We start from the raw sequence: 11,851 nt of genomic DNA, 5'->3' as shown, positions 1-11,851 counted from the left end.
GGTGTTGCTAGTTTCTTCGGTGTTGCTAGTTTCTTCGGTGTTGCTAGTTTCTTCGGTGTCTGTTGGGTCGATCGATCCCGTTTCTTCTGTATTTTCACTGAAGTTCTCTGGGTTGTCACTTGGCGAAATGTCGATCGAATCGCTGTCATCTCCGCCATCAACTAAACCACTTGGCGTATAGATGGGTTCGAGAATAAAGGTTTGCGCGTTTTCTTCTCTGTTTTGTTGTTTTTTGACTTGGCTTTGAAACCATTTGGTGAAGATGGAAGAAGTCATGATTTAGATGCTCCTGATGGGGGATAAATTGGCTGAAAGGGGAAGTGGGATGGGGTTCGTCTCCAAAAGGTCAATTCATCGTAAATAAGATTTTCTACTTGATTGGGCGGCTGTTGGGTTCCACTCTGTTCCACCCAATTTACTCAGAGTTTGATGTTTTTACATCTATTGAGATACGCCCTTTTGATGGGAGTTTGAGATATGTTTTTGTTCTCTGCGTCCGTTTTTTTTGCGTGATTATACGGCTGTTTTTGAGGGCGGTTTTTCGCGATCGACGCCCAAAAATTCAGTAAAAATACAGATATTCTATGAACCTGGGATCGGGCGATCGAATGTTTCTGTAAATTGCCTGGATGGAGAACTCCTCCATAATGTACTCGGTCAAATTTGACGAGTTTTACGGGAACGGCAGGATATTGTTACATTAGTTAACGTTAAAGGCTTCGCCACAGAGGACACAGAGGTTCTGGGGAAGAGATGAGGTGTCCAGGTTGAGGTTCTCCGGGGTACGCATCGGGGGAGGTGGCGGCGAACCCCGGAGAACTGACGAAACTGAGATAGGCTAAGAGTTCGAGAGCGATCGATTTGAGGGGTTCCCCCCGCAACTCGAATACCTGCTACGCTACAAAATCAAGCCAGATGGCGATCCCGTCTATCAGCTTTAACTTCGTCTCCGGTCTAATTTTTAGGTTTCTCTTGGAATTGGGGGAATTGGGTGGCTTGCGATACCAAGACTCCAATCGACCCACGTTCGCTTGTTGATGTTTTTTTAAGATAACTGTGTCGAAACTCAACGCTCGCACCATCGTCGCCTTTGCGCTTCCCGCCATTCCCATTTCGGCCTTAGGGCTGCCCTTGGTGGTGTATCTCCCCCCTTTTTACGGCGGTGAAATGGGGTTGGGACTGTCTGTCGTCGGGACGATTTTCGCCATCGCCCGCGTTTGGGACATTTTTACCGACCCAGTTTTGGGCGTCGTCAGCGATAAAATCGCCACGCCCTTCGGACGGCGTCGTTTCTGGATTGCCTTATCCGTCCCTATTTTAATCGCCAGCGCCTACGCTCTCTTTTTGCCGGAAAAGCCCGTTACGCCGCGATATTTGTTGCTGTGGATGGTGGTGCTGTACGCCGGATATACCATGTTGAGCATTTCTCATATGTCCTGGGGGGCGGAACTGTCGGAGGATTATTACGATCGCGCTAAGGTGCAAGGATGGCGCGAGTTCGCGTTGACGTTTGGAATGCTGGCGGTGTTGGCGATTCCGGCGGTGGTGCAACAAACTCACGATGCGGACGCCGCCATGAAAGTGGCTTCGATGGGGTGGTTCGTCATCCTCACTTTACCGGTGGCGGTGGGGTTGTCTGTGACGAACGTCGGCGAACGTCCGTTACCGCCGTCGGTTCCCCTGGGATTGCGTCGCTCGATCGCTATTATTGCTAAAAACCGCCTGTTGCAACGGGTGCTGTTGGCAGACTTTTTAATGGGGTTGGCACCGGGAATTACAGGCTCGATTTACATTTTCTTTATCAGCCACGTGATGAACTTGGAAAAATGGTCGAGTTTGATTCTGTTACTCTACTTTGTGGCCAGTTTGGTGGGAGTTCCTCTGTGGATTGGCTTGAGTTGTCGGTTGGGGAAACACCAAACCTTTGCGGTGGCGATGGGTTGGATGGCGTTGATGTTACCCTTGCTGCTGTGGGTGGAACCGGGAAATCTGACGGCGAACGTGGTGGTTAACGCTTTGTACGGTTTGGCGGGGGGCGCGAGTCCCTTTTTGTTGCGATCGATTTTGGCTGACGTGACGGATTTCGATAATCTTAAATCGGGAACGCCACGGACGGGGCTGTATTACGCTCTGTTGATGATGACGAACAAGTTCGGATACGCCCTGGCGGTGGGAATTACTTATCCGATTCTCGATCGCATTGGCTTTGTACCGGAACAAACCAACACGGCGGCCACGTTAGAAGGCTTGAAACTGCTGTTCGTCTTTTCGCCGATGTTGCTGGCGTTACTTTCGGCGGCGGTGATGTGGCGCTTTCCCCTGGACGCCAACGCTCAACTGGAATTGCGGCGTCAGTTAGCTGAACGCGATCGCCGTTAAATCTTCGTTGGAATTCTCTGCTAGATAGAAGCGAGAATCTGCTTCTGTTGCGAAGATCGGTAGAAGAGCGTCAAAATAGGGACGGGTTGGGGTGAGAGTCCCCACCTCTCGATCGACCGTTTGGTTTCGTCTGAAGCCTCCGTATCGACTCTAGATGAAGAATCGCATCTACTATAGCCTATAGCGCGAGATGGAGTCGTAGAATGGTGGCGACGCTTCCCGACCGAAACCCTGGTTGTGTCTGTCCCCGCGCGAAGCACCCCTGGCAGTCGCGCGTTTTTGACAAACTTCCATGCACGAACCCTCGGCAAAGCTGCACTGCCCCAATCCCACCTGTCAGGCTGTTAATTCAGAAGGCGAAGCGTTTTGCCATACCTGTCGAACGGCCTTGCCCAAACGCTACTTGTGGGCGATCGCCCTCTCCCCATCTCAGGGAGATACTGTATCGTTAGACGAGGAGGCGACGGATTCTCAATTCGGACAATACTGGGGCGATCGATACTGGGTCAAAGGCGATCGCATCGTCCTCGATACGCATCCGGGGAATTTCCCCGATTTGCCCGATCGCGTTCCCAAAGCTCTCGAACCCTATTTAAGACTGTTTCCCTATCGCTGGCACCTGCCTCAAGTGTACGGACAAGCCGGACCGCCGTCGCAATTGAAAGGCCGTAACGTTTGGTTGCTCGAAAACGCTCCGATTTGGCAAGCAGACGGCGAAACTTGGACGCTACGCCCGAGTCTCGATGAATCTTGGGACGAGGCGTCGCCCCTGCGACAACTGAATTGGCTTTGGCAAATCGCCCAGTTGTGGGAACCCTTTAGCCGGGAAGGGGTGACCGCCAGTTTGCTCGATCTCGATCGATTGCGCGTGGAAGGGGGATTGGTACGACTGTCGGATTTGGCCCTGGGTCGATCGCAACCGATTTTAGTTCAGTTAGGGCGTCTGTGGAAACGCTGGATCGATCGCACGGCGTCGCCCTATCGCGAATTTCTCGAGGTTTTATGTCAGAGTTTGGAAAACGGCCGCATCGCCACAGCCGAACAACTGGTGACGGTACTCGATCGCGCTCTCGACCTCACCAGCCAAAATTACACCTACCGCACAGAAATCGCCACCCTCAGCGATCGCGGTCCGAGTCGCGTTCGCAACGAAGACGCCTGTTATCCCGTTAGCGGCCAGATGCCCACCGCTTCGCGCAGCCAGGGCGCAGATTCCCTAACCCGCCAGTTAGCCATCGTTTGCGACGGCGTCGGCGGCCACGAAGGGGGCGATATCGCCTCCAATTTAGCCGTTCATACCATCGAACAACATTTACGACACCTTACCACCCCAAAACATTACCCCTCTCGCCGCACAGATCGCAACGGACAGAGTTCTCTCAGCTTGACCCCCACCCTGGAGAACGGGAAAGGACATTCTGGGAACCCAGGACAGGAAACCGACGGCCATCAGTGGCGTAACCGACTGGTTTCCGCCATCGAACACGCCATTTTTGAAGCGAATAGCGCCATTAGCGATCGAAACAACCTAGAACAACGTCAGGGACGACAGCGTATGGGTACCACCCTCGTTATGTCCGTCGCCTGCGATCGAGACCTCTTTGTGACCCACATCGGCGACAGTCGCGCCTACCTCGTCACCCGTTACGGTTGTTATTCCATTACCCTCGACGACGACGTAGCGACGCGGGAAGTCCGCCTCGGTTATGCGTTTTATCGAGAAGCCCTCCAACAAACCTCGGCGGGTTCTCTGGTGCAAGCCTTGGGAATGGGACCTTCGATCGACCTCCATCCCACGATTACTCGCTTGGTTATCGACGATGACTGTCTCTGTTTGTTGTGTTCGGACGGTTTGAGCGATTACGACCGTGTCGAGCAGATTTGGAAACAGGACATTCAACCTTTACTACAGAACGGAAACCTCAGACAAGGGGCGAAACGCTTGGTCACCGTGGCCAATACCGCCAACGGCCACGATAACGTCACCGTCGCCTTGACTCGCGTGCGCGTACAACCCAACCCGCAAGCTACTCTGTCCGCCGCTGAGTTGTTGAGGTGTTTTGACAATCTTCCCGAGGAAGCCGACAGTTCCGACGAAACCATGCAACTGTCGCAACTCGACGAGGACAGTACCGCCTCGACAGAATTTATTTCGCCTCTGACGACTGTTTCGTGGCGGACTCGACTGCGCACGGGAATCGTTATGGCCTTACTCCTCGCCATTGTCGGCGCCATCCTCTATCACATGGCGCAACTGGATTTCGATCGATTCCGTCGGGAAGATTCCACCGCCGCCCCAACTCGAACGCCGACGCCCGAACCCACCCTGTTTCCCGAACCGGGGGAACGACCGATTCCTCAGGTGGGGACGAAACTTCGCTTAAACGGCGATCTCCCCCTACGATCGCGTCCGATTAACGAGGGAGATGCCTTGTCTGCCAACCTTACCGCCGGCCGCGTGGTGGAAATTCGACAGAATACGCGCCCCAATCCCGCGCAAACTTGGTTGGAAGTGCGATCGTGTCGCGAAATTGCCGAGGGGGAAGCGATCGCGCCTTCTCCAAGGGATTTCGTTAGCGGTTGGGTCGAATGGTCGCAGTTGAAAGCGGCTCAGTTCGAGACCCTCGACGAGACCGTGACGGTTCAATGTCAGCCTCTGAGTCCGCCGACGAAAACCCCAAAGACAACGGATTCGACGGATTCGATCGAATAATTGTTTGGAGGTGAAGCGCCGATTGCCGAGACTCCCCCCTTGACAGGCATCCCAACTTGGCGGATAATTAAGGTATTATAGAGTTTTTTTTAAAAATCGCTTTTTCGTCGCTCGCGGCATTTTTCAGGTTGACTCGGGCGCGTTTTTCGGGTAAACTAATGGTATTCTAAGATAATGGAGATATTGCCAAAAGGTTGATTTTTTAATCAACACTCGATCGAAAAAAAGGGGGGGGGAACTCCACCAGTTCGAAACGGACAGAGTTATCGAAAAATTAGTCGAGAAAGCCAGTTTTTCGCGCCGTTATCCCCGCTCAAATCACAGAATCTCCTTAAAAGCCAGTTTTGGCGATCGCTCCTCCCCAAGTCAGGATGGGCCAGACCTGCAACTTAACGCTGTTGGCGCAACCAAGCTTCGATACCGTCGGCTAACGACGCCGCCAACGCTTGCTGCGCTTGGGGATCGACAATCCACTCGAACTCATCGGGATTGATAGCAAAGCCCAACTCCAACAACACCGAGGGGGTCACCGTGGGACGAGTCAGCGCGAAATTCGCCCAAAACACCCCGTATTCCGGGCGGTTCAAATCCTCAACCAAATATCGGTATAAAAACGCAGCTAAATCGCGAGCTTGCGGGTGATACCAAAACGTGCCGATTCCGGCGGTGTTTTCCGCATCGCCATTATCGGGGAGAGCGTTGTAATGCAAACTCAACGCTAACGTCGGTTCCACTTTCTCGATAATCTGAACGCGATCGTGAGGCCACAAATCGATATCCCCTTCCCGCGTCATCACCACCGTTGCGCCTCGCCGTTCCAGTTCGTCTCGCAACAGCAATCCCACATCTAAAGTCACTTCCTTCTCCGGTTTCCCCGTCGGACCTCGCGCCCCCAAATCTTCCGGTCCGCCGTGGCCGGGGTCGAGTAAAATCGTCGTTCCCGCCAAAGGCTGCGTCGGCGAGTTCTGGGGAGGATGGCGCAGGGAAAGAACTAAAGTCGTGTCGTCGTAGCGGAGTTTATAACCCCACTGCTGGGAAGCGCGAAATTGAAAGCGATATTGCGCTCGATCGGGAGTGGGTTGCTGCCAGGTCATGGCTTCGACCCAGGGGTTGGCGTCGAAGGCGATAAAATCCGTTTGGGTCGTGGTGTTGTGTAGCGTCAGGGTCAGGCGATCGCCCTCTTGTTCGACACTGACGGGAACCGGGGTGGTCAGGGGAAAAAAGACCTCCGTCCAGCGATCGCCGTGACGGGCGCTGACGCTGCGAACGATGGAATGAGGCGGGACGCCGCTGCGAAACGTTCTCGCCTCTTCCGCCCGCACCCAAGCCCCGTAATCGAGGCGCAACCAGTCCCCCTCTTTTCCCGTGACCCTGGCTCTCGTACCGCGCGGGAGGGGCGTCAGACGGGAGTGGGAGGTACTCGGTCCCGTGCGGGCGATCGCTTCTTCCGCGACGATTTCCGCCGCCAAGACCGCGTCTCGGGGCAAAATCTCGATCGATCCCCCGCCGGGTTGCGTCGCCGTCTCTCCCGAGGCTTGCAACTCGAAAATCGGCGTTCCCAAATTTCCCGGCGTCTCGAAGGACCTACAGCCGCGATAAGTAGCGATGGAAGGAAGAGAGGACAGCGGTTGATTTTGTCCCACCAGGACAGCCAAGTTTTCCGGAAGCTGGCGGGAGGCGGTATCCGGTAACAAAGCCACCGTTCGATCGCCGAGGCGCACGCGGGCGGTGGTATCCTCTCCCGTGGGGGCGACGGCGCTGAAACAGACCAGCTCTCCCGGCATGCGGGCGATATCTCTCGAGGGTTCGATCGAGCCTTCGGCAAAACCGACCCCTTGCGGTAAATTCGGCTGAGGCGACTGACGCACCACCGTCAGAGAAATCGCGCGATCGCCGTAGCGCACCTCAAAACGGTTTTCGCCCACCGTGAGGGGAAAACTGGGGGCGAAATGTCCGGCCGGAGATCGATCGATCGGCGTTCCGTTAATGGTGACCGTCCCGTCCGGGTCGGCCGTTCCGATAATAAAAATGCGATCGCTGGTAGTTTCGTGAGTTTCCGGCGGATAGGCCACAAACAACGAAGAGTTCGCCCTCGCCGATCCTTCAAACATCACAGGGACGGCGGCCGCTGCCACCATCGAAACCATCGATCGAATCCAAACACTCTGCATATCTCGAAACAGCATCGACACCGAGAAACCACCTCAGACGTCACTTTTCACCGACAGCCGAACCCGGTCGAGAATCCGTTCCAACTGCTCTATCAATTCTGCCATGCTGCGGTCGTCATTGCTGTCCTTCGCTTCATGTTCGAGCTTCCGCGCCAAATCCGGCATCCTCAAAATCGCCGCGTTGCTGCTGGCCCCTTTCAACTTGTGCGCCAACCGCGAAAGCCTCTGCCAGTCCTGAGTTTTCAGCGCGTCGCGGAGTTCCCCCACACAGAGAACCGCATCCTCAGCAAAGGTTTCCAACAACTCCTGTTGAAACTCGCGATCGCCCCCCGTAATTTCCGCCAACCGCGCCAAATCCACCATAGGCGGACTTTCCTCCACCGAGGTCGCCTCAGAAGCCGACAGGTGATTTAACGCCGCTTTCGTCCCGTTACCGTTGCCTGCTGCGGTCGGAGTCTCCACCGCCGCCACCGTACCCGACGGACGAACCCAGCGTTCGAGAAGCTCCTCCAATACCTCCCGTTGCACCGGTTTCGTCGCGTAATCGTCCATTCCCGCAGACAAACACTTTTCCCGATCGCCCTCGAGGGCGTGAGCCGTCATCGCCACCACCACCGTATGACTCTCGCCGTTCGCCTCCCGTTGGCGCAGACGTCGCGTCGCTTCGTAACCATCGAGAACCGGCATCTGACAGTCCATCAACACCACATCGAACCGCTCTTCAGAGAGGCGATCGAGGGCTTCCTGACCGTTGCCCACACAGGTCACGTTCGTATATTTGAGTTGCTTGAGTTGGTTTCGCACCACCTTCTGATTGACGGGCGTATCGTCGGCTACCAGAATTTTCACCGCCGCGCGGTCGATCGAACTGAACGACACCGAACGGCCGTTCGGTGAAGCCACCCGCTCCGCCACCTGCGGTTTCTGCCCCAGTTCCAACCGGGCCGTAAACCAGAACGTCGAACCGCAACCCACCTCGCTCTCCAGGCCGATTTCGCCCCCCATCAACCCGGATAACCGCCGACAAATGGCCAGTCCCAGCCCCGTACCACCGTAATTGCGCGTCGTGGACGCATCCACCTGAGAAAAAGACTGAAATAACTTATGTTGGTCTTCAGCAGCGATGCCGATTCCCGTATCCCGCACCGCAAAGCGCAACAACATCTGACGGTCTGTCCGTTCCCGAAGCGACACCACGACATCGACGCGACCGATTTCCGTAAACTTAATGGCGTTGCCGATGAGGTTGATAATTACCTGTCGCAGCCGCGTCGGATCGCCTTTGAGCCATTCCGGTACCCCCTTATCGATGCGATACTCGAGAGCCAATCCCTTAGCGTTGGCGGTGGGCCACAACAAACGATGTACGTCTTTGAGAGCAGCGTTTAACTCGAAGTCGATGGACTCGAGGCGCATCTGACCCGCTTCTAACTTAGAAAAATCCAGAATGTCGTTGACGATGAGAACGAGATTCTCGCTGCTGGTGCGGATAGTGTGGAGAAAATCCCGCTGTTGGTCGTTCAGGGGAGTCGTCAGCAACAGGTCAGTCATACCGATGACGCCGTTCATGGGGGTACGCAGTTCGTGGCTCATGTTCGCCAAAAACTGGCTTTTGGCCACCGTCGCGGCTTTGGCGGCTTCTAAAGCCGTTTTCAGTTCTGCGGTGCGTTGTTCGACTCGAGTCTCTAGAGTACGGGAATAACGTCTCAGTGTGGTGTTAGCTTGTTTGAGTTGCCAGAGGTAGTGCCAGTTCACGACAGTTACAGAAGCTCCCGTCAGGGCGAACAGGGGGGTGACGACGGGCAAGACCCAGCCTTCGAGAAAAGACAAATAGACGATCGCACAAACGGTGATGCCACCGACCGCCACAGAAACAAAAGCGGCCATCAACCCCAAACTAAAGCCCCGCTTTCGCCCCCACTGCAAACATCGCCAAGTGACGATCGCCCCAGCACAAGACCAACCGAAAATCCACAATCGCTCGATGGGTTTGGGCCACAAGTGCAACAGTTCCCGTCCGTCGAGGGCAGCACTGAGCATCTGGCTGACGATGTTGGCGTGGACGACCACCCCCGGCATTTGCGGCGGGTCTTGTCGGAGAGTGCTGCTGTAGGGGGTATAGAAAAAGTCGTTGAGGCTCGGGGCCACGGGGCCGATTAAGACGATGCGATCGCGGAACAGGTCGGGATCGACTTTACCGTTGAGAACCTCCGTCATGGAGACGGTGAGAAACTTTTCGTTGCGATAGTTGAGCAGGATTTGATAGCCGCCGATTTCCCCAGGGAAATAGTTGCCTTCCCGTCCGGTGAGGGGAACGAACAGAGCGTTTCCCAAACGCAGGTGCATCTTTTTGGGGTCCTCTCCCGCCGGTTCGAGGTTGATGCCCCGTTGTCCCAAGTAATGGAGAGCTAAGACGGGGGCTAAGCCGAGTCGAGATTCCCCTTCCGGGTTTTCCGCCGAGAGAATGGCGCGGCGGATTTTACCGTCGGCGTCGGGCATGACGTCGGAGATGCCCACCCGGCCGGCTTCGGCCAGAACCGGGGGCGGCGCGACGGTGTTACTGAGGAGTTTTTCGACCCCGAACAGATTGGGGGTCGATCGCGCCACCTCTTGAAACAGTTCGTGTCCCGGTTCCACCGGAAGATCGCGGTACAAATCCAAGCCGATGGCGTCGGGATTTCCGTCGCGAATGCGGCGCAGCAAGGTCGCTAAGAGGGCGTCCGGCATCGGCCACTGTCCCACGGCGACGATGTCCGGTTCGTCGATGGCCACCACTACGATTCGCTCGTCGATGGGTTCGCTCGGTCTCAGGCGAAACAGTTGGTCCCTTACCGTCCATTCCCACAGGCGAAACCACCCGCTCATCTGTCCGGCGACCACCAGTCCCGCCACGACGGGGGCTGTTACGAGAACGAACCGCCACTGCCAAATTTTCGATAGCTGTTGCCAAGGTCGGGACTTCAATCGATCATCCTGAATTGGCCTGGTCTTGCCCTCTCCCATACAATTTGGCGAACCTCTCCCTCGTGTCTCACAATGGGACGGGGAGCGCGATGGCACGAAGCACCTCGGCCTCGGGTGGAGCGACTTCAACGGTGTACCTCCGACCGGGCAGCCGTCTCTCGAACGCTCCGACCCCTGATGGTTCGAGATTGACTCAGCCCCTAACCCGTCGTGCGATCGCCTCCGTCCGTATAAACTTGCCACAATATTCTGAGTTCAGTTATCGGTTTCCGTAGTTACCGATCCTATTGTGGAGGGTCTTCGCCCCAAGTGGGTAGAGGCCAACGGGAGATTGCAACAGTTAGGCGCTGGGGGTACGGCGGTTGAGGGGCGACCAACTTTATTGAAGACAGTTCGGGGGACTGGCGATCGCCGTCGCACTCTCGCCCGCCCTTCATGTCTGTCCCTTGCCCGTCCCACTGAGTCGCTCGATCGAACTCGTGAATTCTGAGGAGTCCGCTCCGAAAATCTAACTAGCTCGCCTCCCAGATGTCCGATCGGCGAGCCGGTTTCAAATCCCCCGACGGAATATCCCTGAAAACCTCCTGAGATACCGCCCCCGTTCGATCGAAGCCCGAACAGACCTCGAAATCTCCGCTCGAGGGGGGTCGAGATGAGAGATATCTACCCCCAAGTCACTTCCGTGAATTCCGCAGTCCCGAGCGAAGTCAGCGGTTGCGACTCAGTCGGTCGCGGTAGATGCGCCCCAATCGATTTCCCACCCGGTTCTCTTTCAACTCGAGGTTGAACTATTCAGCTAACGGCTGCCTGGCCAAGTTATCCAAACCGACGGAACCGAGGAATTCGTTCCAGTTCTCCGCCAAGGTTGCGTCTTGCGGGCGATCTTGACGAGCGTGAGCCAACTGGCTCAGGGCTTCGTACCAAATGCCCGCGTCGCTGTAAGCTTTAGCTGCTTCGATGGGGGTCGAAGCCTCCTCGAGAGCTGTGGCGAGGTCTTCCGTAACGGGCATCCGATACACGGTTCCTTCGAGGTTCGGGTTGTCGGGATCGGGAACGTCCGAGACGCAGTGAACCTCGAAGTACCACTTGTAATCTTTTTCGGTTTCGAGGGAGACGTTGTCCGGCAGCGATACGCTCACGATGCCGCCTTCGGCGGGCAAATCGACCTGAGTGCGATAGTATTCCCGCTCGTCATCTTGCAAGCTGAACGAGGCCGTCGTCGCTGTCATCGGCGGCACGGACACGAAGAATTCCGGCCGTTCGGATACCGTCAGAACCCGTTGGAAACCCGGTAAAAGCGGCTGTAGGGCGCTGGCGTTGGCCGAACCGGCCACGCAGAGAGCGGTTCGGCTGGCCCCGCCGCTAGAAGCCGTGCTAGGAGTTCCGGCTACCCCTTCGGGGGTTCCGAAGGTCACGGCTGATACCGGACGTACAGTTAAGAGGGCAGCCGCGCTTAGAGTAGAGGCGACTAACACTCGTCGCAACGATAATTTAAACCGAGAGTATTTCATGGGACTTATCCTTTCATTCGACTGGTGACGCATAGACTTTCCCTACTTACTAGGATAGTTCAAGTTTAGGAAAGGCGGTATGAAGAATTGAGAAAGATCGATTAAACATTCTG

General features: G+C 55.8%; 7 protein-coding genes. 2 read left to right on the top strand and 5 right to left on the bottom strand.

The genetic code is table 11. The features are described from left to right. Together ACP5D4_RS12370 and ACP5D4_RS12365 are read right to left on the bottom strand one after the other, a co-directional pair. Positions 1 to 276, bottom strand: a 276-nt coding sequence (locus tag ACP5D4_RS12370; protein WP_428011928.1) for a hypothetical protein, incomplete at its 3' end; no start/stop codon positions are given. A gap of 434 nt (positions 277 to 710) precedes the next feature. Continuing rightward, positions 711 to 881, bottom strand: coding sequence for a hypothetical protein (locus tag ACP5D4_RS12365; RefSeq protein ID WP_428011927.1), 171 nt, complete (start codon positions 879 to 881; stop codon positions 711 to 713). Positions 882 to 1,056: 175 nt separating this feature from the next. On the opposite strand from ACP5D4_RS12365, the gene ACP5D4_RS12360 reads away from it, so the two are divergent. Continuing rightward, a complete protein-coding gene (locus ACP5D4_RS12360) occupies positions 1,057 to 2,379 on the top strand; it encodes an MFS transporter (protein ID WP_428011926.1) in 1,323 nt (440 codons plus the stop codon). A 292-nt stretch (positions 2,380 to 2,671) separates the two neighbouring features. Then, the gene (locus tag ACP5D4_RS12355) at positions 2,672 to 5,092 is read left to right on the top strand and encodes a PP2C family protein-serine/threonine phosphatase (RefSeq protein ID WP_428011925.1); all 2,421 of its coding nucleotides are present in this window, start codon (positions 2,672 to 2,674) and stop codon (positions 5,090 to 5,092) included. Positions 5,093 to 5,481: 389 nt separating this feature from the next. On the opposite strand, the gene ACP5D4_RS12350 is transcribed toward ACP5D4_RS12355, so the two are convergent. From ACP5D4_RS12350 to ACP5D4_RS12340, 3 genes are all read right to left on the bottom strand, one after another. Then, the gene (locus ACP5D4_RS12350) at positions 5,482 to 7,239 is read right to left on the bottom strand and encodes an N-acetylmuramoyl-L-alanine amidase (protein WP_428011929.1); all 1,758 of its coding nucleotides are present in this window, start codon (positions 7,237 to 7,239) and stop codon (positions 5,482 to 5,484) included. A 57-nt stretch (positions 7,240 to 7,296) separates the two neighbouring features. Continuing rightward, entirely contained in the window at positions 7,297 to 10,227 is a 2,931-nt protein-coding gene (locus tag ACP5D4_RS12345) for a CHASE2 domain-containing protein (protein ID WP_428011924.1), read from the bottom strand. A 788-nt stretch (positions 10,228 to 11,015) separates the two neighbouring features. Next, complete coding sequence (locus ACP5D4_RS12340) at positions 11,016 to 11,738, bottom strand: DUF928 domain-containing protein (RefSeq protein WP_428011923.1); 723 nt, start codon at positions 11,736 to 11,738, stop codon at positions 11,016 to 11,018. Between the last annotated feature and the right edge of the window lie 113 nt (positions 11,739 to 11,851).

It is taken from the genome of Baaleninema sp. (genome assembly GCF_049974805.1).
In the GTDB taxonomy this organism is placed as follows: domain Bacteria; phylum Cyanobacteriota; class Cyanobacteriia; order Cyanobacteriales; family Geitlerinemataceae; genus Baaleninema.
The sequence above is the reverse complement of the archived record's forward strand: the minus strand, read 5'-3'. Positions and strand labels throughout refer to the sequence as shown.

What these genes read in the sequence shown, in the direction of transcription:
- ACP5D4_RS12355 (WP_428011925.1), top strand. Translation starts at nt 2,672, where the DNA reads ATGCACGAACCCTCGGCAAAGCTGCACTGCCCCAATCCCACCTGTCAG.
- ACP5D4_RS12350 (WP_428011929.1), bottom strand. Translation starts at nt 7,239, where the DNA reads ATGGTTTCGATGGTGGCAGCGGCCGCCGTCCCTGTGATGTTTGAAGGA.
- ACP5D4_RS12340 (WP_428011923.1), bottom strand. Translation starts at nt 11,738, where the DNA reads ATGAAATACTCTCGGTTTAAATTATCGTTGCGACGAGTGTTAGTCGCC.